This window comes from Novosphingobium anseongense, from assembly GCF_037482895.1.
Lineage (GTDB): Bacteria > Pseudomonadota > Alphaproteobacteria > Sphingomonadales > Sphingomonadaceae > Novosphingobium > Novosphingobium anseongense.
The window spans coordinates 151,216-176,229 of record NZ_JBBHJZ010000003.1 but is presented as its reverse complement, the minus strand read 5'-3'; the positions used below and the strand labels follow the sequence as shown (position 1 = coordinate 176,229).

The 25,014-nt window shown below is 66.8% G+C and carries 24 protein-coding genes; 8 read left to right on the top strand and 16 right to left on the bottom strand.

All coding sequences use genetic code 11. The features are described from left to right. Nucleotides 1–6: 6 nt before the first annotated feature. On the bottom strand, nucleotides 7–1,218 hold the full coding sequence (locus WG901_RS14850; protein ID WP_339587873.1) for an RsmB/NOP family class I SAM-dependent RNA methyltransferase: 1,212 nt from the start codon (nucleotides 1,216–1,218) through the stop codon (nucleotides 7–9). Nucleotides 1,219–1,272: 54 nt separating this feature from the next. On the opposite strand from WG901_RS14850, the gene WG901_RS14845 reads away from it, so the two are divergent. Next, nucleotides 1,273–1,440, top strand: coding sequence for a DUF1674 domain-containing protein (locus tag WG901_RS14845; protein ID WP_339587872.1), 168 nt, complete (start codon nucleotides 1,273–1,275; stop codon nucleotides 1,438–1,440). 200 nt (nucleotides 1,441–1,640) lie between these two features. On the opposite strand, the gene WG901_RS14840 is transcribed toward WG901_RS14845, so the two are convergent. Next, nucleotides 1,641–2,150: a L,D-transpeptidase family protein gene (locus WG901_RS14840; RefSeq protein WP_339587871.1), complete on the bottom strand. Its 510-nt coding sequence runs from the start codon at nucleotides 2,148–2,150 to the stop codon at nucleotides 1,641–1,643. A 4-nt stretch (nucleotides 2,151–2,154) separates the two neighbouring features. Next, the gene (locus WG901_RS14835) at nucleotides 2,155–3,444 is read right to left on the bottom strand and encodes an adenylosuccinate synthase (protein ID WP_339587870.1); all 1,290 of its coding nucleotides are present in this window, start codon (nucleotides 3,442–3,444) and stop codon (nucleotides 2,155–2,157) included. Nucleotides 3,445–3,658: 214 nt separating this feature from the next. Here WG901_RS14835 and WG901_RS14830 point away from each other — a divergent pair, with 214 nt between their 5' ends. Beyond that, nucleotides 3,659–4,546 (top strand): alpha/beta hydrolase, encoded by an 888-nt coding sequence (locus WG901_RS14830; RefSeq protein WP_339587869.1) that lies wholly within the window; start codon nucleotides 3,659–3,661, stop codon nucleotides 4,544–4,546. Here the strand turns inward: WG901_RS14830 and WG901_RS14825 are convergent. From WG901_RS14825 to WG901_RS14815, 3 genes are all read right to left on the bottom strand, one after another. Beyond that, nucleotides 4,524–4,916 carry a nuclear transport factor 2 family protein gene (locus WG901_RS14825; protein WP_339587868.1) on the bottom strand — a complete coding sequence of 131 codons (393 nt, stop codon included), beginning with the start codon at nucleotides 4,914–4,916 and terminating at the stop codon, nucleotides 4,524–4,526. The two genes, WG901_RS14830 and WG901_RS14825, sit on opposite strands and share 23 nt — an antisense overlap. Continuing rightward, nucleotides 4,913–5,509 (bottom strand): GNAT family N-acetyltransferase, encoded by a 597-nt coding sequence (locus tag WG901_RS14820; protein WP_339587867.1) that lies wholly within the window; start codon nucleotides 5,507–5,509, stop codon nucleotides 4,913–4,915. Before WG901_RS14820 ends, WG901_RS14825 begins: the two co-directional genes overlap by 4 nt. A 98-nt stretch (nucleotides 5,510–5,607) precedes the next feature. Beyond that, nucleotides 5,608–6,732, bottom strand: a complete 1,125-nt coding sequence (locus WG901_RS14815; protein WP_339587866.1) for an ATP phosphoribosyltransferase regulatory subunit — start codon at nucleotides 6,730–6,732, stop codon at nucleotides 5,608–5,610. A gap of 233 nt (nucleotides 6,733–6,965) precedes the next feature. Here WG901_RS14815 and WG901_RS14810 point away from each other — a divergent pair, with 233 nt between their 5' ends. Further along, nucleotides 6,966–9,317 (top strand): TonB-dependent receptor, encoded by a 2,352-nt coding sequence (locus WG901_RS14810; RefSeq protein WP_339587865.1) that lies wholly within the window; start codon nucleotides 6,966–6,968, stop codon nucleotides 9,315–9,317. A gap of 71 nt (nucleotides 9,318–9,388) precedes the next feature. Here WG901_RS14810 and serA read toward each other — a convergent pair whose 3' ends face one another. After that, complete coding sequence (gene serA / locus WG901_RS14805; RefSeq protein ID WP_339587864.1) at nucleotides 9,389–10,972, bottom strand: phosphoglycerate dehydrogenase; 1,584 nt, start codon at nucleotides 10,970–10,972, stop codon at nucleotides 9,389–9,391. 104 nt (nucleotides 10,973–11,076) lie between these two features. Beyond that, complete coding sequence (locus WG901_RS14800; RefSeq protein ID WP_339587863.1) at nucleotides 11,077–12,204, bottom strand: phosphoserine transaminase; 1,128 nt, start codon at nucleotides 12,202–12,204, stop codon at nucleotides 11,077–11,079. Between the two features lie 244 nt (nucleotides 12,205–12,448). On the opposite strand from WG901_RS14800, the gene WG901_RS14795 reads away from it, so the two are divergent. After that, the gene (locus WG901_RS14795) at nucleotides 12,449–13,063 is read left to right on the top strand and encodes an extensin family protein (protein WP_339587862.1); all 615 of its coding nucleotides are present in this window, start codon (nucleotides 12,449–12,451) and stop codon (nucleotides 13,061–13,063) included. A 61-nt stretch (nucleotides 13,064–13,124) separates the two neighbouring features. On the opposite strand, the gene WG901_RS14790 is transcribed toward WG901_RS14795, so the two are convergent. Continuing rightward, nucleotides 13,125–14,396 carry an amidohydrolase family protein gene (locus WG901_RS14790; RefSeq protein WP_339587861.1) on the bottom strand — a complete coding sequence of 424 codons (1,272 nt, stop codon included), beginning with the start codon at nucleotides 14,394–14,396 and terminating at the stop codon, nucleotides 13,125–13,127. Between the two features lie 131 nt (nucleotides 14,397–14,527). Here WG901_RS14790 and WG901_RS14785 point away from each other — a divergent pair, with 131 nt between their 5' ends. Beyond that, nucleotides 14,528–15,133 (top strand): DUF938 domain-containing protein, encoded by a 606-nt coding sequence (locus WG901_RS14785; RefSeq protein ID WP_339587860.1) that lies wholly within the window; start codon nucleotides 14,528–14,530, stop codon nucleotides 15,131–15,133. Nucleotides 15,134–15,256: 123 nt separating this feature from the next. Beyond that, complete coding sequence (locus tag WG901_RS14780) at nucleotides 15,257–15,571, top strand: hypothetical protein (protein ID WP_339587859.1); 315 nt, start codon at nucleotides 15,257–15,259, stop codon at nucleotides 15,569–15,571. A gap of 43 nt (nucleotides 15,572–15,614) precedes the next feature. Here WG901_RS14780 and WG901_RS14775 read toward each other — a convergent pair whose 3' ends face one another. Both WG901_RS14775 and WG901_RS14770 read right to left on the bottom strand, forming a co-directional pair. Beyond that, complete coding sequence (locus WG901_RS14775) at nucleotides 15,615–16,778, bottom strand: acyl-CoA dehydrogenase family protein (protein WP_339587858.1); 1,164 nt, start codon at nucleotides 16,776–16,778, stop codon at nucleotides 15,615–15,617. Next, complete coding sequence (locus WG901_RS14770; RefSeq protein ID WP_339587857.1) at nucleotides 16,775–17,998, bottom strand: cytochrome P450; 1,224 nt, start codon at nucleotides 17,996–17,998, stop codon at nucleotides 16,775–16,777. Before WG901_RS14770 ends, WG901_RS14775 begins: the two co-directional genes overlap by 4 nt. A gap of 238 nt (nucleotides 17,999–18,236) precedes the next feature. Here WG901_RS14770 and WG901_RS14765 point away from each other — a divergent pair, with 238 nt between their 5' ends. Both WG901_RS14765 and WG901_RS14760 read left to right on the top strand, forming a co-directional pair. Next, nucleotides 18,237–19,157, top strand: a complete 921-nt coding sequence (locus tag WG901_RS14765) for a hypothetical protein (RefSeq protein ID WP_339587856.1) — start codon at nucleotides 18,237–18,239, stop codon at nucleotides 19,155–19,157. Further along, on the top strand, nucleotides 19,157–19,975 hold the full coding sequence (locus WG901_RS14760) for an NAD(P)-dependent oxidoreductase (RefSeq protein WP_339587855.1): 819 nt from the start codon (nucleotides 19,157–19,159) through the stop codon (nucleotides 19,973–19,975). Before WG901_RS14765 ends, WG901_RS14760 begins: the two co-directional genes overlap by 1 nt. Nucleotides 19,976–19,978: 3 nt before the next feature. On the opposite strand, the gene WG901_RS14755 is transcribed toward WG901_RS14760, so the two are convergent. The 5 genes from WG901_RS14755 to WG901_RS14735 form a co-directional block, all read right to left on the bottom strand. Beyond that, entirely contained in the window at nucleotides 19,979–20,734 is a 756-nt protein-coding gene (locus WG901_RS14755; RefSeq protein ID WP_339587854.1) for a proteasome-type protease, read from the bottom strand. 34 nt (nucleotides 20,735–20,768) lie between these two features. Further along, complete coding sequence (locus WG901_RS14750; protein ID WP_339587853.1) at nucleotides 20,769–21,584, bottom strand: transglutaminase family protein; 816 nt, start codon at nucleotides 21,582–21,584, stop codon at nucleotides 20,769–20,771. 10 nt (nucleotides 21,585–21,594) lie between these two features. Beyond that, complete coding sequence (locus WG901_RS14745) at nucleotides 21,595–22,539, bottom strand: alpha-E domain-containing protein (RefSeq protein ID WP_339587852.1); 945 nt, start codon at nucleotides 22,537–22,539, stop codon at nucleotides 21,595–21,597. Then, nucleotides 22,539–23,969 (bottom strand): circularly permuted type 2 ATP-grasp protein, encoded by a 1,431-nt coding sequence (locus tag WG901_RS14740; RefSeq protein WP_339587851.1) that lies wholly within the window; start codon nucleotides 23,967–23,969, stop codon nucleotides 22,539–22,541. The genes WG901_RS14745 and WG901_RS14740 overlap by 1 nt, the downstream gene beginning before the upstream one ends. A gap of 127 nt (nucleotides 23,970–24,096) precedes the next feature. Then, entirely contained in the window at nucleotides 24,097–24,819 is a 723-nt protein-coding gene (locus tag WG901_RS14735; RefSeq protein WP_339587850.1) for a hypothetical protein, read from the bottom strand. Nucleotides 24,820–25,014: the final 195 nt, after the last annotated feature.

Here is a 25,014-nt window from a genome sequence, read left to right as displayed (position 1 = left end):
CGGTGGTCAGGCGCGCCAAGACCCCACGAAGAAGCCGTCCATGCCCCCTGCAGCCATGCCGGGATCGGTGCGCAGCCAGCCTTCGGGCGTGCTCGCGAAGCCGGGCAGGTCGATCGGCTCCGGCGCGAGCGTTACCTTCGCGGCCTGATCTTCGCCTTCCTCGCGCTCGAGCGAGCAGACCGCATAGACCAGCCGCCCGCCGGGCTTGAGCCAGCCGGCCGCGCGTTCGAGCAAGGCGGCCTGGAGCTCGGCCATCTCGGCGATCTGGCGCGGGCCTATGCGGTGGAGCACGTCGGGATGGCGGCGGCAGGTGCCGGTCGCGGTACAGGGCGCATCGAGCAGCACGGCGTCGAACATTTCGGCCGGTTCCCACTTGAGCGCATCGGCGACCACGACCTCGGCCTTCAGCCCGGTACGGTCGAGGTTCTGGCGCAGCCGCTCGAGCCGCTTGTCGCTGATGTCGAGCGCCGTGACCTGCCAGCCCGCCGCGGCGAGTTGCAGCGTCTTGCCGCCCGGCGCGGCGCAGAGGTCGAGAACGCGGCGTCCCTCGCCCGCGCCCAGAATGCGCGCCGGCAGGCCGGCGGCGAGGTCCTGCACCCACCAGGCGCCATCCGCGAAACCGTCGATATTCTCGATCGCCTCGCCGCGCGGCAGCCGGACATGGCCGGGCGTTAGCGAGACGCCGCCGAGCCGTTCCGCCCATTGCCCGGTCTCGGCCGGATCGCGCAGCGTCAGATCGAGCGGCGGCGGCTCAGCCAGCGCCGCGGCGATCGCCGGGCCGCGCTCGCCCCAGCGCGCAGCGACCCGCTCGGGCAGGGTCGGCGCATCGGGCAGGCGCGCTTCGCGCTTGTTCAAGGTCGAGAACACGCCGTGCGCCAACCGCTTCGGGCCGCCCGTCAGCAAGGGGAGCGCCGTGGCGATGATGGCGTGGGGCGGCGTATCCAGCCGCAACCATTGCGCCAGCATCAGCCGCAGCACCGCGCGCGGCTTGGCGTCTTCGGGCAGGACCTGCTGCGTGGCGCTGTCTATCAGCGCATCGAGATCGATCAGCCAGCGCAGCGTCTCGGCGGTGATTGCGCGCGCCAGGGCGCGATCGGCATCGCCACGCACGTTCTGCAAGGCGTTGTGCGTCGCCTGGTCGAGCGTCTCGCCGCGGCGCAGGACGGCATCGAGCAGACGGAGCGCGGCGGCGCGCGCCGGTAATCCGGGAATATCCATCGCCGGCCCCTAATGCAGATTGCATCGGGGGACCAGCCGTCCCACATGAGCCTGATGACCGAGCGAGCGACCAAACGACCCGAAGGCTTCGAGAAGCCCGCGAATTGGACCAACGAACCGGCTCCCGAACCCGAAAAGCCGAAGACCGACGACGATCCCGACGGTCTCGCCCCCACGCGCTATGGCGACTGGGTGCGGAACGGCATCGCCGTCGATTTCTGACGCCCGGCGGAAGGCGAAATGCGCCTGTCCTACAGCTCGCGTTTCCGCCAAGGTCACCGGTACCTTGGCGTTGCCGCGCGGGGGGCGCTGAGGTTCGATTTTTCGATAAGGTGACAGAAAGCGGCGCAAGGGACCCCAAAACGGCGTCACTTTCGTCACCTTTGTCACCTTGAGCGAGCCCTCGGCCGATCTTCCCATGATCAGGGCAGGATATCGATCACGGTTCCATCCGGCACCGCGCTCCACAGCACTTCGATCTCGTCGTCGCTGAGCGCGATGCAGCCGTCGGTCCAGTCGCCGGGCACCCGGGCGCCGTTTTCCCCACCCACCCAGTCGTTGGGCTGGCCGTGGATGAAGATCAGCCCGCCGGGGCTGCGCCCCCGCGCCCGCGCATAGGCGACGTCGGCCGCGTTCGGATAGGATATGTGCAGCGACAGGTAGTAGCTGCTGTTCCGGTTGCCATAGTCGATCGTGTAGCGCCCCTCGGGCGTGCGTTCATCGCCCTGGAAGCGCTTGTGGCCCTGCGGCGCATCGCCGAGCTGGATGCCGGTGATCGTGTGGACCAGCCGGCCGCCGGCATAGAGCTCGATCACCCGCTCTGCCTTGCGCACGACGACCTGCTCGATCGTCGGTAGCCGGAGCGGCACCTCCGCCCCCGCCGCGCCGGCCAGCAAGCTGAGACCGATCGCAGCGAGGCGGAGCGCCTTCATCGCATCAATCCACGAAGGGATCGCGCACGAGGATCGTATCCTCGCGCTCGGGGCTGGTCGAGACCAGCGCCACCGGGGTCTGGATCAGCTCCTGCACGCGCTGGATGTACTTGATCGCCTGCGCGGGCAGGTCGGCCCACGAACGCGCGCCTGCGGTCGTGCCTTCCCAGCCGTCCATTTCCTCGTAGATCGGCTCGACGTTGGCCTGGCCGGCGGCATGGCTCGGGAAGAAGTCCAGAACCTTGCCGTTGAGGCGATAGCCCGTGCAGATCTTCACGGTCTCGAAGCCGTCGAGCACGTCGAGCTTGGTCAGGGCGATGCCGGTCACGCCCGAGATCGCGCAGGACTGGCGCACGAGCACGGCATCGAACCAGCCGCAGCGACGCTTGCGGCCGGTGACCGTGCCGAATTCATGGCCGCGCTCGCCCAGGCGCTGACCGGTCTCGTCCTCGAGCTCGGTCGGGAACGGGCCCGAGCCGACGCGCGTCGTATAGGCCTTGACGATGCCGAGCACGAAGCCGGTCGCGCTGGGTCCGAGACCCGAGCCAGAAGCGGCGGTGCCGCTGACCGTGTTCGAGCTGGTGACGAAGGGATAGGTGCCGTGGTCGACGTCGAGCAGCACGCCCTGCGCGCCCTCGAACAGGATGCGCGCGCCGGCCTTGCGGACGGTGTTGAGGCGGCTCCACACCGGCTCGGCGAACTGCAGCACCGACGGCGCGATCTCGCGCAGCGACGCCAGCAGCGCCTCGCGATCGACCGGCGGCTGGCCGAAGCCGGCGCGCAGCGCGTCGTGGTGCGCGCAAAGCCGGTCCAGCTGCGAATCGAGCGCGTCGAGGTGCGCCAGGTCGCAGACGCGGATCGCGCGGCGGCCGACCTTGTCCTCGTAGGCCGGGCCGATGCCGCGGCCGGTCGTGCCGATCTTGCCGGCGCCGGCGGCATTCTCGCGCATGACGTCGAGCTCGCCGTGGATCGGCAGGATCAGCGGGCAATTGTCGGCGATCGCGAAGTTCTCGCGGCTGATCTTGACGCCCTGCCCCTCGAGCTTGGCGATCTCGCTCTTGAGGTGCCAGGGATCGAGCACCACGCCGTTGCCGATGATCGACAGCGTGCCGCGCACGATGCCCGAGGGCAGCAGGCTGAGCTTGTAGACCTGCTCGCCGACGACGAGCGTGTGGCCGGCATTGTGGCCGCCCTGGAAACGGACGACGGCGTCGGCGCGGCTGGCCAGCCAGTCGACGATCTTGCCTTTGCCCTCGTCGCCCCACTGGGCGCCGATCACGGTTACGTTAGCCATGGATAGAGTCCTCCACCCTGCCAGGAAGATCCGCAAGCGCCCTTCGACAGGACTCGACGCCGGGATGGGACAGGTGGGCCAGAGGCCCAATGCGGGGCGCGGCCTACTTGTGACGGTTCGAGGCGTCAAGGTCCAAAGCCATGGCGGCCCGGACAGTTCATCGCCGGTTAGGACAGACTGTGTGCAATAGGGCGCGCAAGCGGGGAGCGAACGCATGAACAAGACCTTGGCCGTAGCCCTATTCGCACTGGTGGCGGCCTCCGTCCCAGCAGACGCGCAGCGCCTGCGCGATCGACTCGCGCGCGGCGAGGCACCCGCGGCCGATCGCACGATCGCCTATGGCAGCGACCCACAGCAGAAGCTCGACCTCTGGCGCGCGAAGGGCGTCACCGGGCCCGCCCCGCTGGTCCTGTTCGTCCACGGCGGCGGCTGGCAGCGCGGCAGCAAGGACAACGCCACCGGTCGCGCCAAGGCGACCCACTATCCGCACTCCGGCTATGCCTTCGCCTCGATCGACTATCGCCTCGTGCCCGAGGCCACGGTCGAACAGCAGGCGCAGGACGTCGCCCAGGCGCTGAAGGCCGTGCTCGACCAGGCCGCAGCGCTCGGCGTCGACCGTCGGCGCGTCGTGGTGATGGGCCACAGCGCGGGCGCCCACCTCGTCGCCCTGGTCGGCACCGACGAGCGCTATCTGCGCGCGGCCGGCCTGTCCTTCGCCGACCTTGCGGGCGTGATCCCGATCGACGGCGCCGCCTACGACGTCGCCGCGCAGATGGCCGATGCCGGCCGCTTCATGCAGGCCACCTACGAGCAGGCCTTCGGCACCGAGACCGAGCGTCAGCGCCGGCTCTCGCCCACGCTCCACGCCGGAACGCCCAACGCGCCGCGGTTCCTGCTCCTGCATGTCGAGCGCGACGACGGGACAAGGCAGGCGCAGGGCCTCGCCACCGCCCTGCGCACGGCCGGGACCGAGGTGGAGGTCCAGGCCTTCCCCGGCACCGGCCTGAGGGGGCACATGGAGATCAACCGCCGGCTCGGCGACCCCGCCTATGCCGCGACGCCGGTGGTCGACGCCTGGCTCAAGCGGGTGTTTGCGCGCTGACGGGCTCTGGAAGGTTGTAGAACCCGCGCACCGAGACGATCCGGCCCTCGGCGTCGAAGCGGAACTGGTCGACGATCGGAGACAGACCTCGGCGTCGATCGGGCGGTCCCATCTCGCAGGCGAGGATCGCCAGAGCCTCGCTGCCGCAGACGATCACCGTATCGGTCAGCCATATCCTGACTGCGTTGCGGACGATGTCGTTCCAGATCGGCCCGACGACCTGATCCTTGCCGCGGACCTCGCGGATGCCGACGGGGTCCTCGTAGACCACGTCCTCGGCATAGAGCGCGGCCCAGGCCTCGGCATCCTGCTCGGACTGCGCGCGGCAATAGGCCTCGATCGCGGTGACGATCTCCGCGCGACCGGTCATGGCTGCCCCCAGAGCATGCCCCAGACGTGCGGCCCGCCGTCGGGAATGTCGAACTCGTCGATGACCTGGAAACCGACATGCCGGTAATAGCCGAAATTGTCGGGATTCATGACCTCGACGTAGACCGGCATGCCCGCCGCCTGAGCAAGTGCCAGGCCCGAGCGGACGATGGCCCCGCCGAGCCCCGTTCCCTGCGCCGCGGGACGGACTCCGATGAACTGCAGATACCACCAGTCGAAATCGGCCGGCTGGTGCGCCCTGAGCGTCGCGCCCATGAGCTGCGAGCGCTCGGCGCCGGCGCTGAAGGCTCGTGCCATGGCCGTGTGCCAGGGCGCCATCTCGTGAGGCTCGGGATGAATCCGCCCCGGTTGCCGCCACAGCGAGACCGCATCGCTCGCTTCGGAGCGCAATGCCAAGCCTTGCAGCATCGTGCCACCGACGATCGGCTCGAAGAAAAAGGGCAACCGCGCGATCCGGTCCGCGCGATCGGGCCATATCCAGGCCAGGCCGGGATCGTCGGCGAAGGCCTCGCAAAACGATCGCACCATGGCATCCGCATCGCGCGCTTCCGCGCGGGACATCGTCGTTTGCATCAAGCCTCTCCCAAAGCCCGTTCGAGAACAATGTTCTCAATTCGGTCTAACCGAGCCGGCGCGGGAGGTAAAGCGGTGTAATCGGGATTTTGCCGCGCTTAGAGCGCGATGGCCTCGCTACCGCCCAGGCGATGCGTGCAGCCGAGCGCGCGGGCATCGTCGCCCTCGCCCAGCGCCGCGACCGTGCGCCAGCCGATCGCGCGCAGGCGCGCCGCGGCCTCGACGTCGTGGCCGAGCGGCAGGAACAGCGTGTCGCGCCTTGGCTCGATTGCGGCAAGCGCATCGATCAGCGGATCGGGGTAGAGCGAGAAGCCCGTCGCGGACTCGTCCTGGCCCGCATGCTTGGTCAGGATGCGATAGGTGCCGCCGCGGCCCAGCACGCCCGAGACGCCCTCAGCATAGATCGTGAAACCGAACCACGACTGATACTCGAAACCATGACGCTCCGAGGGATCGAGCGTGACGCGCGCCAGGCCCGAAACCCGAGCGGCGATCTCCCGCAGACCCAGGATGCGGCTGGCAAGCGCGCCGCCGGCATCGATCGCCGCCAAGCGCTCTATCGCGGTGTCGAACGGCCCGATAGCGGTCAGCAACGGCAGATAGGCCTCGCCGCCGGCCGCGACGAGGCCGCCGGCGTCCTTGGCGTCGAGCTCACGGCGGACCGCTTCGATCCGGTCGGCCGGCAGGGGCAGCGCCTTCTCGGCCAGGGTGTCGACGAGATCGGGCAAGGTAAAGTCGACCGATACGCCCTGGGCACCTGCGGCAACCAGAGTCTCGATCGCCATGGCGACGAGTTCGGCAGCAGCGGCCACCGAATCGCTGCCGATCAGTTCGGCGCCGAGTTGCAGGCGCTCGCGCGTAGGATCGAGTCCATCGCCCTTGATCGTGACGACCTGACCCGCATAGCAGAGCCGCAGCGGCCGCGCGGCGCCGGCCAGGCTGGTGGCCGCGATCCGACCGACCTGTGGCGTGATGTCCGAACGCAGCGCCAAAGTCCGCAGGCTCGCCGGATCGACGAAGCGGAACATGCGGCGTGGCTGGACACCCTCCATGCGGCTCGCCAGCGACTTCTCGAACTCGATCGAAGGCGGCTGCACCCGGTCGTAGCCGTGGCTCTCGAGCACGTCGATCGCTGCGCGCGTCGCGCGTGCTGCCACCGCGGCACTGCGCGGCAGCCGGTCCTCGAGCCCTTCGGGCAGCAGATCGCGGTCGGTGTCTTCCATAGCGCTCGCCGGTTGGCGGGCATCGCCGCCGAAGTCAATGATATCGGCGCGCGCCCGAACGGACCGATCGCGCCTTCGCAAATAGATCGCGAACGATACCTTATAATATAAATCCTGACGATAAGCGGGTCGCTCAAATGAAATTACCAAGGCATCTGCGATCTTATAAATGATCCCCCGCCGTGGGGGCGGCCTGACGAATATTGCGTGCTCCCCATGCGAAGGGGAAATTCATGTTCATCAAGTCGATCCGATCGAAAGCGGCCCGCTGGGCACTGTATGCCGGCATTGCACAGATCCTGACCACGCCGACATTCGCCGCGACTGTAACCGGCAGCCTTGACGACACGGGAAGCGAAGCCGATTCCGCGTCGCGCCCGGATCAAGAGATCGTCATCACCGGTCGACGCGACGAGCGTCAGTCCGAAGTGCAGCGGACACCGCTGGCGATCTCGTCGCTCGAAGGCGCCCGGCTCGAACAGTCGGGCATCACCGCGGTGCGCGAGCTCGACAACATCGTACCCAACCTGATCCAGGCGCGCACGGTGGTCTCCTACGTCAACGCACGCTTCTTCCTGCGCGGCGTCGGCGAGCCCGACGAGCAGGGCGAGCCTTCGGTGCCGATCTACGTCGACGGGATCTACATTCCCAAGACTCTCGGCTCGCAATCCGAGCTGCTCGACATCGACAGGGTCGAGGTTTTCCGCGGCCCGCAGGGCCAGGCCTTCGGCCATACCGCCGCCGGCGGCGCCATCGTCATCTCGACGACCGTGCCCGACGAGACACCCAAGCTGCGCGCCACCGCCTCCTACGGCAACTACAACGACTGGCGCCTCGGCCTCGCCACCTCGGGACCGATCGGCAAGGATCTCTTCGCTTCACTCGCGGTCGGCTACCACAGCCGCGACGGCCTCGACCGGCATCTGGTGACCGGCAAGGGCGTCAACACGATCGATCACCTCGAAGGCCGCGCCAAGCTGCGCTGGGTGCCCGACGACAAGCTCGACATCCAGCTCTCGCTCTATGGCATCCGCGACCGATCGAGCGCGCGCGGCGTGCAGAACCTGCTGTTCGACGATCGCGACGCGCGCAACCAGCTCTATCCGGCCCAGAAATTCGACCAGCTGACCGGCAATCTCAAGATCGCCTACGACATCGACGATCACCTGCAACTGCAGTCGCTGACCGGCGCCTATGGCTGGCAGCAGATCGTCCTGTTCGACAACGTCGGCGAATTCTACGGCCGCGGCAGCCAGTGGGTCGACTATCAGGACCGCACCTACCAGGAAGAGCTCAAGCTGACCGGAACCTACGACCGGTTCCAGTTCACCACAGGCCTCTATTACTACCATGAATGGTGGTACACCAATCGCCGCGCCAATACGGCCGCGGCTTTCGTCAGCGGCACGACTTCGATCGCCAGCAGCAACGTCCGCAGCCAGGTCCGCTATCGCCCGGTCTATTCGCTGATCAAGCAGAAGACCGACAACTATGCCTGGTACGGTGAAGGCAAGTTCGAGCCGGTGCCCGCGCTGACCTTGACCGCCGGGCTGCGCCTGAACCACGAATGGCACGAGAACGACAACACCCTGTCGAACCTCTCCGCCACCACCGCCACGGCCGACAACTTCGTGCAAGTGCTGTTCAGCGATCCCACCGACGTGATCTGGTCGGTCAAGCCGAACAAGAGCTGGACCACCTGGCAGCCGCGCTTCTCGATCGACTACAAGTTCACCCCCGACGTCATCGGCTATGCCACCTATTCGCGCGGCGCCAAGTCGGGCGGCTACGAATTCCGCGCGCAGACGCCCACCGCCGCCGGCGCGCGCCAGGCGCTTCTGCCGATCAATCCCGAGAAGGTCACGAATTACGAGATAGGTCTCAAGACCAAGTGGCTCGACGGGCGCGTCACCGCGAACCTCACGGGCTTCTACCTGACCTTCGACGACATCCAGATCACCACGACCGACAGCAATCCGCCCGATGGCTCAAGCCCGATCACGCGGCGCTTCAACGCCGGTCGCGGATCGGCACGCGGGGTGGAGTTCGAAGGCCAGGTGATCCCCGCCGAGGGCCTCGTCTTCGACCTGCAGGGCAGCTATCTCAAGACGCGGCTCGACCGGTACATCGGCGGCGCCAACGTGCCAACGGTCATCCCGGCCAACGCCTATTTCCCCAACGGCGCCACGATCAACAGCAACCCCTTCGTCGGCGCGCCGCTGGTCTATGCGCCCGAGTGGTCGGGCCGCGCCTCGGTCACCTGGGACCTGCCGCTAGCACTTCCCGGCAATCTCGTCGTCAATGCCGACCTCAACTACCAGAGCGAGTCCTATTCGAGCGGCAATGCCGCGATCACATCGCTGATCCCCGGGCAGACCTTCGTCAACGCGCGGCTAGCCTATACCACCAAGGACGAACGCTGGACCGCCTCGGTCACCGCGCGCAACCTGTTCAACAAGCAGTACGCGAACAACCCCGGCTACACGGTGGATGGAAATTCGGGCGCGGCGCGGCTGCCCGCCTGGCGGACCGCGAACTACAACGATCCGCGGACCGTGCTGTTCACCATCGCCTACAAGCGATAGCGACGCAAAAAGGCCGGCGCATCCGATGGGATGCGCCGGCCTTTTCCGTAACGTCTAACCGATCGCGGCGATCAGAACGCCAGCGCCATCACGCGCTTGACGCCCGGCAGCTTGCAGGCCTGGTCGAGCACAGCGGCCGGAACCGCGCTGTCGACCGAGGTCAGCAGCACCGCCTCGCCGCCCGCTTCACGACGGCCGAGGTTGAACGTGCCGATGTTGATGCCGTTCTCGCCGAGCAGGGTGCCGATACGGCCGATGAAGCCGGGCGCGTCCTCGTTGACGATGTACATCATCGGACCGGCCAGTTCGGCCTCGACCTTGATGCCGAACAGCTGGACGAGGCGCGGCTCGGAATTGTTGAACAGCGTGCCGGCCACCGAACGCTCGCCGTCTTCGGTCTTCACCGAAACGCGGATCAGCGTGTGGTAGTCACCCTCGCGCTCGGTCTTGATCTCGCGCACTTCCATGCCGCGCTCCTTGGCTAGGAACGGCGCATTGACCATGTTCACGCTGTCCGACTGGACGCGCAGGAAACCCGCCAGAACGGCCGCGGTGATCGGCTTGATGTTCAGCTCGGTCGCGGCGCCCTCGGTGTGGATCGAGATGCGCGGGATCGAACCCGTGGTGAGCTGGCCCACCAGCGAACCCAGCTTCTCGGCCAGCGCCATGTAGGGCTTGAGCTTGGGCGCTTCCTCCGCGCTCAGGCTCGGCATGTTGAGCGCGTTGGTGACGCCGCCGTTGACCAGATAGTCGGCCATCTGCTCGGCCACCTGCAGCGCGACGTTGACCTGGGCTTCGTTGGTCGAGGCGCCCAGGTGCGGCGTCGCCACGAAGTTGGGCGTGCCGAACAGCGGGTGCTCCTTGGCGGGCTCGGTGACGAACACGTCGAGCGCGGCGCCGGCGACATGCCCGCTGTCGAGCGCATCCTTGAGCGCCGCCTCGTCGATCAGGCCGCCGCGCGCGCAGTTGACGATGCGCACGCCCTTCTTGGTCTTGGCGAGGTTTTCCTTCGAGAGGATGTTGCGCGTCTGGTCGGTCAGCGGCGTGTGCAAGGTGATGAAGTCGGCACGATCGAGCAGCTGGTCGAGCTCGACCTTCTCGACGCCCATGTCGACGGCGCGCTCGGGGCTGAGGAACGGATCGAAGGCAACGACCTTCATGCGCAGCCCCAGGGCACGATCGGCGACGATCGAGCCGATGTTGCCCGCACCGATCAGGCCCAGCGTCTTGCCGGTCATCTCGACGCCCATGAAGCGGTTCTTTTCCCACTTGCCCGCCTGGGTCGACAGGTCGGCCTCGGGGAGCTGGCGGGCGAGCGCGAACATCAGTGCGATGGCGTGTTCGGCGGTGGTGATCGAATTGCCGAAGGGCGTGTTCATCACGACGATGCCCTTGGCCGAGGCGGCCGGGATGTCGACGTTGTCGACGCCGATGCCGGCACGGCCGATGACCTTGAGGTTGGTCGCGGCGTCGATGATCTCCTGCGTCGCCTTGGTCGAGCTGCGGATCGCGAGGCCATCGTACTGGCCGATGATCGCCTTCAGCTCTTCGGGCGTCTTGCCAGTGATCTCGTCGACTTCGCAGCCGCGCATGCGGAAGATCGCGGCGGCATTGGGGTCCATCTTGTCGGAAATGAGGACTTTGGGCTTGGTCATGTCAATGTTCCTTCGTCACCCCGGACCTGATCCGGGGTCCCGCTTGTCGGCGCGGGCGAGGTGAGGAAGCGGGACCCCGGCGCAAGGCCGGGGTGACGCCAATCTTACTTCTTGAGGCTCGCGTAGGCCCAGTCGAGCCAGGGGCCGAGCGCTTCGATATCGGCGGTGTCGACCGTGGCGCCGCACCAGATGCGCAGGCCCGCAGGAGCATCGCGATAGCCGGCCACGTCATAGGCCGCGCCTTCCTTCTCGAGCAGTCCGGCGAACTGTTTGATGAAGTCGGCGTCGGCGCCTTCGACGGTCAGGCAGACCGAGGTCTTCGAGCGGATGGCTTCGTCCTCGGCGAGATGGCCGAGCCACGAGCGCTCGGCGACGATCTTGTCGAGCGCGGCGGCATTGGCGTTCGAGCGCGCCTGCAGCCCTTCGAGACCGCCGAGACCCTTGGCCCATTCGAGCGCGAAGATCGCGTCTTCGACCGCGAGCATCGACGGGGTGTTGATCGTCTCGCCCTTGAACACGCCCTCGGCGAGCTTGCCCTTCGAAACGAGGCGGAACACCTTGGGCAGTGGCCAGGCGGGGGTGTAGCTTTCGAGGCGCTCGACCGCACGGGGGCCGAGGATCAGCACGCCGTGGCCACCTTCGCCGCCCAGAACCTTCTGCCAGGAGAAGGTGGCGACGTCGATCTTCGCCCAGTCGATGTCGTAGGCGAAGACCGCCGAGGTCGCGTCGGCGAAGGTCAGGCCTTCGCGATCGGCGGGGATCCATTCGGCGTTCGGCACGCGCGCACCCGAAGTCGTGCCGTTCCAGGTGAACAGGACGTCGGTGGTGAAGTCGACCTGGCTCAGATCAGGGACCTGGCCGTAGTCGGCACGGATCACCGTGGGATCGAGCTTCAGCTGCTTGGCGGCATCGGTGACCCAACCTTCACCGAAGCTTTCCCAGGCCAGCGTGGTCACGCCGCGCGCGCCCAGCATCGTCCACATCGCCATTTCGAAAGCGCCCGTGTCCGAACCGGGCACGATGCCGATACGGTGCGTCTCGGGCAGCTGCAGCACTTCGCGCATCAGGTCGATCGCGTATTGCAGACGCGTCTTGCCGATCTTGGCGCGGTGCGAGCGGCCCAGCGATTCGGTGGCGAGTTTTTCGGGGGCATATCCGGGCGGCTTGGCGCAGGGACCGGAAGAGAAGAACGGGCGCGCAGGCTTGCGCGCCGGGTACGTTACGTCAGACATTTAAGTCTCTCCTTGCAGAGAGCACGCGCGGCGTTGGGACCGCGTGGCCCAGCGCCGCGTTTAGAGGCACGAGGGCGCAAGTCAAGTCATGCGCACAAGTTCTGCCGGGAACTCATCCGCATCCCGCCTGCAGGCAACGGTTCGCCGCAACGTCAATATCTTATTAACCACGATCGCGGAAATTCCCTGCGTCATGCGGCGAATTCTCTCTCTTCTTCCGCTTCTCGCAGTCCTTGGCGGCTGCATGGACATTCCGCAGGCTTCGGCGCCCAAGCGCCAGGCGGTGCGGCAATCGACGCAGAGCTTCACGCCGCGCCCCGAGGCGCGCCAGTGTCTCGCGAGCCTGGGCATGACCAAGGCCAGTTTCACGCCGCTGCCCGACCAGTATTTCGGCGCCGGCTGTTCGACCGTGAACACCGTGCGGCTCGCCAGCCTGCAGGGCGACAATGCGGCTTTCGCGCTGTCCAACCTCGGCCCGGTCGCCTGTCCTCTGGCCAACACCTTCGCCGCCTGGGCGCGCTTCGGCGCCGATCGCGCGGCCCGCCAGATCCTCGGCTCTGCCCTGGTGCGGATCGAGACGATGGGCTCCTACAATTGCCGCAATGTCGCCGGATCGAGCCGGCGCTCCGCCCATGCCACGGCCGAGGCGATCGACGTATCCGCCTTCGTCCTTGCCGACGGCCGCCGGATCAGCGTGCTCGACGACTGGCGCGGCGGCTCACCCGCCGAACGCCAGTTCCTCCAGACCGTCCACGCCAGCGCCTGCAAGCGCTTCGGCACGACGCTGGGCCCGAACTACAACGCGGCCCATGCCAACCATTTCCACGTCGAACTGAGCGGCAGCAGCTTCTGCCGCTGATACGAAAAAGCCCCCTCCCGACAGGGAGAGGGCTGATCGCGTTCCAGCCTTTCGGCGTGGATCAGAACGTCAGGTTGTAGAACCGCACCGGGTTGTCCTGCAGAACCTTCTTGGCGGTCGCCTTGTCGTAGCCCGCGAAGACGTCCTTTAGGTGCTCCTGCACGCCCGGATAGAGCGAGGTCGGGTGCGGGAAGTCGGTTTCGAACATGACGTTGTCGACGCCGATCGTCTCGAGCAGCAGCTTGGGACCGACCTTCTCGAACCAGAAGCTGCACATGAACTGGTCGTGGAAATATTCCCACGGGCGGCGCTGCAGCGTCTTCGAGAAGCGCGGCAGCATCTCGTTGAACTGGTGTTCGAGCGCTTCGACCGCGAAAGGCACCCAGCCCATGCCGCTCTCGATCAGGCCGATCTTGAGCTTGGGGTACTGGTCGAGACGGCCCGAGACCATCCAGTTGCCGAGCGTGGCGGCATTGCCGATCGAGAACATCGTCGCGACGACCGACAGCGTCTGTTCGAACTGGAAGCCTTCCCAGGTCAACGTGTTGGGATCGACTGCCGAGTTGAGGTGGAAGTTCAGCGAGGTTCCGGTCGACTCGCACATTTCGAGCACGCCGTCCCAGTAGTCGTGGCTAAAGCTGGGCACGCCGACGCGCTCGGGCGTGTCGGGCAGGACCAGGCCCTTGAGGCCCATGTCGATGCAACGGCGCAGTTCCGTTTCCATGTCCTTCTTGTTCCAGAAGGGCAGATGGATCATGTTGAAGATGCGCTGGCCGCTCTCTTCCTGGAAATCGCGCGAGGCGTCGTTGTAGAGCTGGACGATCGTCTTCGCGAGATCGAGATCGCCGAGGCTCATCAGCGAACCGGCCTGGGTGACGCCCGAATTCTGGAAGGCGATCTGGGCGTAGATGCCCATGTCGTCCATCGCCTGGAGGCGTTCCTTGACGAGGTGGCCGCCGGGATGCGCCTGCTCGAGCTTCGGGAAGGCCAGGCGGCCGAGCAGCTTGTTCTTGTCGGCGCGGATGACGTTGCCGCCCATCGAACCGAAGTTGCGGTCGCCGACATACCAACGCTCGACGCCGTCGGCATCCAGCTTCACGTGGGGGACCTTGTCCTTCAGCGCCGCGGGTGCGCGGCTGGTGAAGAGGTCGGGCGCCTCGGTGATGTGGGTGTCGCAGTCGACGATCTTGATGCCGGCGAACTCGGGGAACAGACCGCCCGACTGGGTGGCATAGTCCACTTCGCGGATCACGCCGCCTTCGGTGTAACCTTCGGCAGACCAGTATTTCCTGGCGTTCTGCGCAATCTCCTGAGTGTCGACATCATCGGCCATGACCGTTCTCCCGGAATGAGGAATTAATGGGGTCCATGTCGCAGTCCGGCGCCGCGATTTCAATGGACATGCCAACGCCGAAGCGATGATTCACCGCCGTGGACAGGTAAAATGCTCTATGGAGCGGCGTGATGAAACCCGACTCCCGCCGCTCCGCCCCCGCGACCCAGCGCAATCGCGACCCGATTCTCGACGTGCTCCGAACACTCCTGCCCGAGACCGGGCTGGCGCTGGAGGTCGCAAGCGGCACGGGCGAGCACGTGATCCATTTCGCGCGGGCCTTTCCCTATCTGCGCTGGCAGCCGAGCGATCCCACACCCGACGCGCGTGCTTCGATCGCCGCCTGGACGGAGACAAACGGCCTGATGAACGTGCTGCCGCCGCTCGATCTCGATGCCGCAGCCGATGCCTGGCCGGTCGCGAGCGCTGACGCCCTGCTATGCATCAACATGATCCACATCAGCCCCTGGGAAGCCACGGAGGGGTTGATGCGCGGCGCAGGACGCCTGCTGAACGCCGGGCAGCCGGTCTATCTCTACGGCCCCTATCGCCGCGCCGATCGTCCGCTCGCACCGAGCAACGCCGCTTTCGACGCCGATCTCAAACGACGCGACTCGCGATGGGGCCTGCGCGAGCTCGATGACGTGGTAACCTGCGCCGAAGCCGAGGGGCTTGCGCTCGAAGCCGTGATCGAAATGCCGGCGAACAATCTCTCGGTGATCTTCCGCAAGCGCTAGCGCCTCGTCGCGCGCAGAACTCCGTTCATCGTGGTTTGCAATTTGATGAACAGGTGGCTCCGCAGCCGTTCAGGCGAGTCGAACGATAAGTTCCTCAACGACCGCACAAACGTGGAGGATCTTATGCGTAAGCTCATTCTTGGTGCAGCGATGGCCGCGCTGCTTTCCCCGCTCGCCGCTACGGCGGCCTCGGCCCAGCCCTATGGCTACGGATATCGCGGCGGCAGCAACGAAGTGCGTCGCGAGGTGCGCGAGTGCCAGCGCGAGTTGCGCCGCGCCGACAGCCGCCGCGAATACGAGCGCGAACGCCGCGAATGCCGTCGCGAGATTTCGCAGGCTCGCCGCGAAGTCCGTCGCGATCATCGCGACTGGCGCCGCGATCGCGACCGGTACGGTTATGGCTACAGCAACAACAACGGTTACTATCGCGGCTGGTAAAGCCGCATGACGCAGAGGCCGGAGCGATGCTCCGGCCTTTTTGTCAGAACACCAAGGCCGCGCCTTGGGCGCCGGCCAGAACCTTGCCTGCATCGATCAGCGACTGCTCGGCGGTCAGGAAGTGGGCGTTGCCGGCCTGGATGTCGCGGACGGTCCGCTGGATACGGCTGCCGTTTCGCACCGCATGCGTCGTGCTGGACGCGAAGGCCCTCTGCGCCACCCGCGTCGCAACCACAAAGGCGTGACTGGTCGACAGGCGGCCATCGAGCCGCAGATCGTCGACCAGTGCTTCGCCAGCGAGCGCGGCGGCGTACAACCTCGCGAACGTTCCGCGGAACCAGGCTTCGGCCGCGCGGAGATCGGCGCACGCCACGGCGAAGTCGCGCTGGAAGGCCTCGCTCTCGGACATCGGCTTGCCGTTGCCACGCGGCTTGCCCTTGGCGAAGGCCAGCCATTCGTCGAGCGCGCGCCGCGCCGCGCCGATCGCGAAAGCGCCGTGCGAGATGCAGGGCAGCGCCATGAAGCCCATGCGATAGAGCGCGCCGCCGCGGCGATGCAGGGGCGCCGCCGTGTTGTGGAAGAAGTCCTCGTGGAGGAGCTGCTCGGCCACTTCGAAATCGTAGGAGCCGGTGCCGCGCAGGCCGATCACATCCCAGTTGCCGAGGAAGCGGACGGTCTCGCGCGGCGCCAGACCGATCAGCATGACCGGCGCGCCGTGGTCCGACAGCACCGGCCTGATGCCATCCGGGCCATCCTCGTGCAGAACATAGCCGCCGACGATGAACTGCGCGTGCGGCGTGCCCGATCCGAACGAATAGCGGCCCGAAATCCGATAGTGATCGCCCTCGCGCACGGCCTTGCCCGTCGGCGCGGCCTGGCCGGCGGCGCGGACGAACTTGCCGCCCGGGAAGATCGCTTCCACGGCCTTGTCGCCGAGGAAAGCGCCGGCGACCGAGCCGCCGGTCATCACCGCATGGGCATACCAGCCCGCCGAACCGTCCCAGTAGGACAGCTCCGAAATGACGTCGATCAGCTCGGTCGGCGTCGCCTCGCTGCCGCCGACGTCGCGCGGCGCCATCATCGCGAAGACGCCGAGATCGTCGAGCATTCCGACCACTGCCGGCGACAGCTCGGTCGCCAGCGGATCGTCAGCCGCGGCCTGGTCGATTGCAGGACCGATCGCGCGGACCTTGTCGAGCCAGCTCATGCGGCCGTGAACGCGATCGGCAGGCCCTTCATGCCCCAGACGCCGGGAAACGGCCGCCAGCCGATCTCTCCCGCGAAGCGCGGTTCTAGCATGCGCTTGGCGATCGCGTGGATGCCTTCCTGCAGCTGCGTGCGGGCAATGTACTGGCCGAGGCACATGTGCTTGCCGAGGCCGAAGGCGATATGGCGCTTTTCCGCGACGATGGTGCGATCGGGATCGAACGCGTCGGGCCGGTCGAACACGTTCGGATCGTGCCCCGAAATGCTCAGCGGAAAGAACAGCATCGTGTCCTTGGGGATCAGCACCTCGCGATATTCGACATCGGTGGCGGTGCAGCGGAACGAGGTGCCCGGATTGAAGAAGCGCAGCGTCTCTTCCACCACCTTGCGGCAATATTCGATATCCTCGGCGCAGCGTCGATAGATGTCGGGCTGCTCGATCATCAGCGTCATCATGTAGGTGAGGACATTCTTCGAGGTATCGTAGCCGGCGACGAACAGGAAGATCAGCAGGTCGACGATCTGGCGGCGGGAGATATCGTTCTCGCGCCCCGCTTCGAGCAGCATGTCGAGCAGATCAGGCTCGCTACCTTCAGGCTGCGGATTCGCCTCGCGCTCGGCCAGCAAGGTACTGGCGAAGTCATCCATGTGGAGGAAGGCCTTGTCGAGCGCGGGCACGCGGGTCGGGTCCATGCTGAAGGCGAGGCCCAGGGTTTCCATCGACTGGCGCAGACCAGGAATCACGCTGACCGGCGCGCCGGCCATACGGGCGGTGACCGAGATCGGATAGTAGGAGGCGAATTCCTCGAAATCGATGCGTTCGCGCGGAGTCCATTCGTCGAGCAACCGTTCGATCGCTTCCTGCATCACAGGACGGAGCGAATTGGCATAGCGCGGCGAGAACTTCAGCGCGAAGGCCCGCCGCAGGACTGCATGCTCGCGGCTCGGCAGAGCCAGCATCTGCTCTTCGGCGAAACGGCCCCAGGGCGATCCCTTGCACCCCATGATGTCGACCACGCCGTCGAACGACGGGCGCATGTGATCGTCCTGGATATAGAGCGCCCGGATTGCCTGGTAATCGAACACCACGTAGCCGGCATCGCATTTCGCGATCCACGGATGCTGGGCGCGGGCCTTGGCGAATTCGGGCAGCGGGTCGGCCGCGAAGGCGGGCTCTTCCCAGCGCAGATGATAGAGATCGAGATCGGCGAGCGCCTGCATGGGGTGGTTCCTCCGGCTTCCTCAAGGTCTCGTTTGTGAGACTCGTTGGCTCGGATGTGCCGCAAGCCACGCCCCGGCGAAAGCGCGAATGCACGCAAGGCGGCGTCGGAATGGCGAGACTGCGGCCCGGATCAATCGGCGTGGGCCGAGGCTTCGGCCGGACGCCAACTTGCCTAGCGATCACAAGGCGATAGGATGGCCAAAAGGGGCGGCATCCGCCACCCGCGGAGTGCTTGGATTGACCGCGACCATCGATCTCGAACGCCTGAGAGGCCTGCGCCTCTTCATCGGCACGCCGATGTATTCGGGGCAATGCTGTTCGGTCTTCGCGCTGTCGCTCGCGCAGCTCACGGCGCTCTGCACCCAGATCGGCGTCGAGCTACGCTTCTTCTTCGCCTGTCACGAGGCGCTGATCACCAAGGCGCGCAACGTCACGGCCGACGAATTCCTGCGCTCGGGCGACGACGCGCTGATGTTCATCGACGCCGACATCGGCTTCGATCCGCAGGACGTCCTCCGGCTGCTGGCGTTGCAGACGGGGCGCGAAGGTGCCGCCTTCGACGTCATCGCCGCGCCCTATCCGGTCAAGACGATCGCCTGGGAGAACCTGCGCGAGGCGGCCAAGCGCGGCTTCGCGGATGGCGATGCCGGCGCGCTCGCGCGCTTTGCCAGCCCGGTCGCGGTGAGCCCCGCGCGAGACGCCCCTTTCGCGCTCGACCATCCCGTCGAGGTCAGCCAGGCCGGAACCGGCTTCATGATGATCCGCCGCGCGACCTTCGAGCGCTACCGCCAGGCCTGGCCGCTGCGGCGCTATCGCCCCGAACGGATCGGCATAAGCCTTGACGCCTCGGACGAGATCCCCGCCTTCTTCGAGACCGAGATCGACAGCAAGCACGACAACCTGCTTGCCGAGATGCGCGCCTATCGCGCGCGCTTCCCGCAGGCCACGGCCGACGAACTGGCCGCCTTCCTCGAAAGCGAGGATTCGGCGGTACGCGAATACAGCGCCATGCACGTCTCGGAGGACTATGCCTTCTGCCGGCGCGTGCGCGAGGCCGGCATGCAGGTCTGGTTGTGCCCGTGGATGGAGCTGACCCATACGGGCGAACAGACCTTCGTCGGCCGTCTGGCCGATCTCGCAACGATCGACGCCGTCTGATGAAGATCGGATTGATCGGCGCCGGCCGCATGGGCCGGCCGATTCTCGACCGCCTGGCCGCTGCCGGACACGCAACCAAGGTTCTGGTGCGCCAACCCGAGGCGCGCGAGGCAGCCCTCGCCGCCGAGCTCGATTTCGCCACCACCATCGTCGATACCGTGCGCGAGGCCGACATAGTGTTTTGCGTGGTGCTCAACGACGCCCAGGTCCGTGAGGTCTGCCTGGGCCCCCGCGGTGCGATCGCGGCGATGAAGCCCGGCGCCGTGCTCGTGCAACACACGACCTCCGACCCCGAAACCGCACAGCTCCTCGGCGTGGCGGCGGCGGAACGCGGCGTGCACGTCCTCGACGCCGCGCTCTCGGGCGGACCGCACGACATCGCCGCGGCCCGGCTGACGCTGTGGGTCGGCGGCGACGCGGCGCTGCTCGACGAACTCCGGCCGGTCCTCGCGGCCTATGCCGAGCCGATCCTCTTCGTCGGCCCGCTGGGCAACGGGCAGAAGGTCAAGCTGGTCAACAATGCCCTGTTCGTTTCGCAGGTCGGCCTCGCGGTCGAAGCGGTGCGGCTGGCCGGCGCGCTGGGCATCGACGAAGCAGCGATCCTAGCCGCGCTCCAGCATGGCAGCGGTGCCAGCCGCGGCCTCGCCGTCGTCGCGAGCGGCGGCTCGGTCGCCGCCCTCGCGCCGCGGATCGGCGCGCTCATGGCCAAGGACGTCGCGACGGTGCGCGCGGTCGCGCAGAATGCTGGCGTGGACCTGGGCGTGATCGGCACAGTGCTCGCCTCCGATACGGTCGGACGCGACGTGCTCGGCGGCTGAAGCCTAGTCGGCCGCGGGCGGCAGGTCGAAGCTGTAATCGGGCAGCGATACGAAGGCGCGGCGCAGCGCCTCGCCCCAGGTGGACGAGATCGCGCGGAAGTAAGGATCGCCCACTTCGATGCGGCGCTCGTGCAAGGGCTCGAACTTGTCCTTCTCGATCACCAGCAGATCGAGCGGCAGGCCGACCGAGAGGTTCGCCTTGATCGTCGAATCGAAGCTGACCATCATCAGCTTGACCGCGTCCTCGAAGGTCATGTCGGGTTCGTAGCCGCGCAGGATGATCGGGCGACCGTACTTGGTCTCGCCGATCTGGAAGAAGGGCGTGTCGGGCTGTGCCTCGATGAAATTGCCTTCGGGATAGATCAGGAAGATCCGCGGCTCCATGCCCTTGATCTGACCGGCGACGATGATCGAAGCCGTAAACTGGCCCGATCCGGTCATGCCGTTGTCGGCGTCACGCTCGTGGATCGTCTCGCGCAACAGCTTGCCGACGATCGAGGCCACCTGGAACATCGTCGGCGCTTCGAGCACGGTGTTGTGCCGCTCCGATGGTGCCTTGTTGCGCTCTTCGAGCTTGGAGATCACCGACTGGGTGGTCGCGAGGTTACCAGCAGTCATGATCGCGACGACGCGCTCGCCGGGCATCGACCAGTGGTGCATCTTGCGAAAGATCGAGATGTTGTCGACGCCCGAATTGGTCCGCGTGTCGCTCATCAGGACGAGCCCGCGCTCGAGCATCATGCCACAGCAATAGGTCATGCGCGCGATTCCCCTTTTCGTCCCCCTGGGTTCGCTACTGCCCCATCATCTGCTGCGCAACGGCCAAGCGCACTTCGAGCGCGGTTTGACCGGCGCCGACGCTGATTCCGGTGATCGGTGCGGCATCGCGATAGTCGCATCCCGTGGCCAGACGGACATAGCGTTCGTCGGGGCTGATCGCATTGGAAACGTCGAAGCCGACCCAGCCGAGGCCGGGGATATGAACCTCGGCCCAGGCGTGCCCGGCCTCCTGGTCGATGCGGTCGTTCATCATCAGGTAGCCGCTGACATAGCGCGCAGGCCGTCCCAGCAGCCGCGCCGCGCCGATGAATATGTGGGCGTGATCCTGACAGACACCTTGCGCAGCGCCCAGCGACTCTTCCGCACTGGTTCCGACGTCGGTCGCGCCGATCGTATAGGCCACCGTATCGCGGACCGCCGTGCTCAGCGCGTGCAGCGTCTCAAGCGGTTGCGCGCGAGCGGCGTCGAGCCCCGCGACCAGCGCGCGCAGCCGCGGACCGGGCCGCGTCAGCTCGGTCTGGCCGAGAAAGTGCCAGAGCGGCAGATGGCCGACATGCTCGCCGACGATGCCGGCGCTGTCGGCCGTGTCCACCGTGCCGCTGCACACGACGGTGACGGCAGTGGCTCCCGGCTCCACCGAGACCAGGGCCGTGCGATTGCGGTGATGATCGTCGTACTCAGCCTCGAGCCGAACGCCCTCGAAGTCCATCGTCCAGTCGATCACGCTCTGCCCGTGCGAGCTCTTCGGCGTCAGCCGCAACCGCTGCAGGCCGTGGGCTACGGGCTGCGAGAAGCCGTAGCGGGTGGTGTGGCTGATCGAGAGACGCATGGGCCGGGCTCTACTCTATGAAACGGTATTCGGCGGCGATCGCCTGATTGATACGACCGGTATCGGCGATGAATTCGGTGATGAATTCGTGCAGACCCCGTTCGATCACGCGGTCGATCGTCGCCTGCTGGAGCTTGGCGCGCGCGGCCTGGAGCAGCGCGTGCGCCCGCGTCTCGCCGCCGTACTGCCGTGCGAGACCGGCCATGTTACTCGCCAGCTTCTCGTAGGCAAAGGCGAGACTGCGCGGGAAGCGGCCGTCGAGAATCAGGAACTGGGCAATGCCGCGCGGATCGAGCCGGCCGGCGTTGAGCCAGCGATAGGCCCGGTCGCCGGCGACCGAGCGCAGCACCGTCTCCCATTGCGCATTGTCGAGGCTCGAGCCCACCCAAGACAGCGAGGGCAGCAGCACGTAGTATTTGACGTCGAGGATGCGCGCGGTGTTGTCGGCACGCTCGATGAAAGTGCCGAGCCGCGCGAAGTTGAACACCTCGTTGCGCAGCATCGTGCCGTCCATCGCGCCGCGCACCTGCGTAGTCTGGCCGCGGATCGCCGAGATCACCTCGCCGATATTCCCCTCGCGCACGGGCCGCGCGAGCAGGTCGCGCAGTTGCATCCAGGCCTCGTTGGTCGCTTCCCAGGATTCGCGCGTGAGGCCGGTGCGCACCGTGCGGGCATTGCTCCGCGCATTGTCGAGCATGCACAGGACCGATGCGGGGTTGTCGGGGCCGCGCAGAATGAAATTGAAAACCTGGGTGCCGACATAGTCGTCGAACCTTGCGCGATAGCCGGCGTCCTGGCCGATCGTGACGAGCACCGAGCGCCACTCCTCGCTCGCCGCCTGCGGCCCGCGGGTCAGCGCCATGCGGAAGCCGACCTCGAGCAGACGCGCGGTGTTCTCGGCCCGCTCGAGATAGCGGGTCATCCAGTAGATGCCGTTGGCGCTTCTTCCCAGCATCAGTCTTCCAGTACCCAGCTATCCTTGGTGCCGCCGCCTTGGGACGAGTTCACCACCAGCGAACCTTTCTTGAGCGCGACGCGGGTCAGCCCGCCCGGCGTGATGTCGATCCCGCCCGGCGAGACGAGCACGAAAGGCCGCAGATCGACGTGCCGCGGCGCGAGCCCGGCCTTGGTGAAGATCGGTACGGTCGAGAGCGACAGCGTCGGCTGGGCAATGTAGTTCTCGGGCCGCGCACGCAGCTTCTTGGCGAAGCGGGCGATCTCGCCCTTCGACGAGGTCGGGCCGATCAGCATGCCGTAGCCGCCCGAACCGTGGACTTCCTTGACCACCAGCTCTTTGAGATTGTCGAGCACATAGGCCAGCGAGTCCGGCTCGCTGCAGCGCCAGGTCGGCACGTTCTGGAGGATCGGCTTCTCGCCGGTATAGAACTCGACGATCTCGGGCATGAACGAGTAGATCGCCTTGTCGTCGGCGATGCCCGTGCCCGGCGCATTGGCGATCGTCACGCGACCGGCGCGATAGACGTCCATGATCCCGGCGACGCCGAGCGCCGAGTCCTTGTTGAAGGTCAGCGGATCGAGATAGTCGTCGTCGACGCGGCGATAGATCACGTCGACCGGGCGATAGCCCGTGGTCGTGCGCATGGCGATGCGCCCGTCGACGACGCGAAGATCGCTGCCCTCGACCAGTTCGGCGCCCATCTGGTCGGCAAGGAAAGCATGTTCGAAATAGGCCGAGTTGTAGATGCCCGGCGTCAGCACGGCGACCACCGGCCGCTGGCTCGCGCAACTGGGCGCGCAGGCGGCGAGGCTGCGCGCGAGCCGGCGCGGATAGTCGGAGACCGGACGCACCGCCACCCGGCTGAACAGCTCGGGGAACATCGCCATCATCGTCTCGCGATTCTCGAGCATGTAGGACACGCCCGAGGGCGTGCGCGCGTTGTCCTCGAGCACCATGAATTCGTCGGGCCCGGTGCGAACGAGGTCGATGCCGACCACATGGGTGTAGACGTCGCCCGGCGGGGTGAAGCCCGCCATCTGCGGCAGGAAGGCATCGTTGCCCTGGAGCAGGCGCTCGGGCAGACGACCCGAGCGGACGATCTCCTGCCGGTGGTAGAGATCGTGAAGGAAGGCGTTGAGCGCGCGCACCCGCTGCTCGATCCCGCGCGAGAGCTTGCGCCACTCGTTCGCGGTGATGATCCGCGGGATCATGTCGAAAGGGATCAGCCGCTCTTCCGCCGCGTCGTCGCCATAGACGTTGAAGGTGATGCCGGTGCGACGGAAAAAGCGCTCGGCCTCGCTGTCCTGCCGCTTGAGCCAGCCGCTGTCCTGCGCGTCGTACCAATTGCGAAAGCCGGCGTAAGCTGGCCTCACCGACCCGTCCGGATCGAGCATCTCATCGTACTGCGCGCGGCTGCCTGACTGCATTGCGACTCCCTGATGGCAGGACGATGCCGCAACATCGGGAGCTTGCCAAGCGATTATGCTGCACCTGCGAAACAGGCGCTCCTAGCCACATGAAACGATCGAACGCCGATGGCGTTGCAGATCCGATTCAGCGCTGTCGCATCTGGTAATCGATCCGAATGCGTACCCATTCGCCGACACGGTACTGGCCGCCGACGCGCGGGGGGCGCACGCGGAATTGCCAGGCCGCGGCGAGCACGGCGCGGGCGATGTTCGATCCGTTCGGATATTCATCTACCCTGACGCAATCCTCGACGCGATAGTCGGGCGCCGTGCGACAGGCAATCAGCCCCCAGCCCGGCCCCGTCGCGGTCGAGAGGTAGCCGTTCAGTTCGTCGGGATAGGGCTCGCGATACCAGGCCGCGGCATAGAGCGGCTCGCCGTTCGGCCCCGAACCCGAGACGCGCGCACTGTCGGCCGGCCCGGGGCGGGTATCGACCGGCCCCATGCGCGAGCGCGCCGGCGCCGAGGGCGGGCTCGGTGCGCGGCTGATGTCGGAAGCCGTCATCTGCGACGGCGAAAGCGGGATCAGCGCCGGCGCGGGCGGCTGCGGGCGCGGCTGAGGCTGGACCGGCGTCGGCTCCTCGCGCTCGGGAGTCCGGCTCGCCTGTTCGGCCGGCCGCTGGATCGTTTCCTTGCGCGGCTGCTGCTCTTCTTCGGTAGTCTGCGCCTGCTTCTGCTCGGGCGCGGCGCGGAAGCGGATCGACACCAAGCCCTTCTCGCTGCCCTCCGGGCCGGAGATCGCCGAGCCTATCGACAGGACAACGAGCACGAGCAGCGCCTCGACCGCCACAGCGAGCAGTACGCCCATGGGGCGCACGCGCCTAGGCTTGCGCTGACGATCCGAAAATGCCGCCCCGGCGCGGAATGACTCGAACAGAAAACCTCGACCTTGAAAGTCGCGGGAACCCTGTCGGCACCCGCAGCGGCAGGCCTCGCGTTAGGCCCGCCGCGGATCGAGCACAAGCAACCTTGACGGGACGTGTACCGGTGGACCGGCGCGCCC

What these genes read in the sequence shown, in the direction of transcription:
- WG901_RS14850 (WP_339587873.1), bottom strand. Translation starts at nt 1,218, where the DNA reads ATGGATATTCCCGGATTACCGGCGCGCGCCGCCGCGCTCCGTCTGCTC.
- WG901_RS14845 (WP_339587872.1), top strand. Translation starts at nt 1,273, where the DNA reads ATGACCGAGCGAGCGACCAAACGACCCGAAGGCTTCGAGAAGCCCGCG.
- WG901_RS14840 (WP_339587871.1), bottom strand. Translation starts at nt 2,150, where the DNA reads ATGAAGGCGCTCCGCCTCGCTGCGATCGGTCTCAGCTTGCTGGCCGGC.
- WG901_RS14835 (WP_339587870.1), bottom strand. Translation starts at nt 3,444, where the DNA reads ATGGCTAACGTAACCGTGATCGGCGCCCAGTGGGGCGACGAGGGCAAA.
- WG901_RS14830 (WP_339587869.1), top strand. Translation starts at nt 3,659, where the DNA reads ATGAACAAGACCTTGGCCGTAGCCCTATTCGCACTGGTGGCGGCCTCC.
- WG901_RS14825 (WP_339587868.1), bottom strand. Translation starts at nt 4,916, where the DNA reads ATGACCGGTCGCGCGGAGATCGTCACCGCGATCGAGGCCTATTGCCGC.
- WG901_RS14820 (WP_339587867.1), bottom strand. Translation starts at nt 5,509, where the DNA reads ATGCAAACGACGATGTCCCGCGCGGAAGCGCGCGATGCGGATGCCATG.
- WG901_RS14815 (WP_339587866.1), bottom strand. Translation starts at nt 6,732, where the DNA reads ATGGAAGACACCGACCGCGATCTGCTGCCCGAAGGGCTCGAGGACCGG.
- WG901_RS14810 (WP_339587865.1), top strand. Translation starts at nt 6,966, where the DNA reads ATGTTCATCAAGTCGATCCGATCGAAAGCGGCCCGCTGGGCACTGTAT.
- serA (WP_339587864.1), bottom strand. Translation starts at nt 10,972, where the DNA reads ATGACCAAGCCCAAAGTCCTCATTTCCGACAAGATGGACCCCAATGCC.
- WG901_RS14800 (WP_339587863.1), bottom strand. Translation starts at nt 12,204, where the DNA reads ATGTCTGACGTAACGTACCCGGCGCGCAAGCCTGCGCGCCCGTTCTTC.
- WG901_RS14795 (WP_339587862.1), top strand. Translation starts at nt 12,449, where the DNA reads ATGGACATTCCGCAGGCTTCGGCGCCCAAGCGCCAGGCGGTGCGGCAA.
- WG901_RS14790 (WP_339587861.1), bottom strand. Translation starts at nt 14,396, where the DNA reads ATGGCCGATGATGTCGACACTCAGGAGATTGCGCAGAACGCCAGGAAA.
- WG901_RS14785 (WP_339587860.1), top strand. Translation starts at nt 14,528, where the DNA reads ATGAAACCCGACTCCCGCCGCTCCGCCCCCGCGACCCAGCGCAATCGC.
- WG901_RS14780 (WP_339587859.1), top strand. Translation starts at nt 15,257, where the DNA reads ATGCGTAAGCTCATTCTTGGTGCAGCGATGGCCGCGCTGCTTTCCCCG.
- WG901_RS14775 (WP_339587858.1), bottom strand. Translation starts at nt 16,778, where the DNA reads ATGAGCTGGCTCGACAAGGTCCGCGCGATCGGTCCTGCAATCGACCAG.
- WG901_RS14770 (WP_339587857.1), bottom strand. Translation starts at nt 17,998, where the DNA reads ATGCAGGCGCTCGCCGATCTCGATCTCTATCATCTGCGCTGGGAAGAG.
- WG901_RS14760 (WP_339587855.1), top strand. Translation starts at nt 19,157, where the DNA reads ATGAAGATCGGATTGATCGGCGCCGGCCGCATGGGCCGGCCGATTCTC.
- WG901_RS14755 (WP_339587854.1), bottom strand. Translation starts at nt 20,734, where the DNA reads ATGACCTATTGCTGTGGCATGATGCTCGAGCGCGGGCTCGTCCTGATG.
- WG901_RS14750 (WP_339587853.1), bottom strand. Translation starts at nt 21,584, where the DNA reads ATGCGTCTCTCGATCAGCCACACCACCCGCTACGGCTTCTCGCAGCCC.
- WG901_RS14745 (WP_339587852.1), bottom strand. Translation starts at nt 22,539, where the DNA reads ATGCTGGGAAGAAGCGCCAACGGCATCTACTGGATGACCCGCTATCTC.
- WG901_RS14740 (WP_339587851.1), bottom strand. Translation starts at nt 23,969, where the DNA reads ATGCAGTCAGGCAGCCGCGCGCAGTACGATGAGATGCTCGATCCGGAC.
- WG901_RS14735 (WP_339587850.1), bottom strand. Translation starts at nt 24,819, where the DNA reads ATGGGCGTACTGCTCGCTGTGGCGGTCGAGGCGCTGCTCGTGCTCGTT.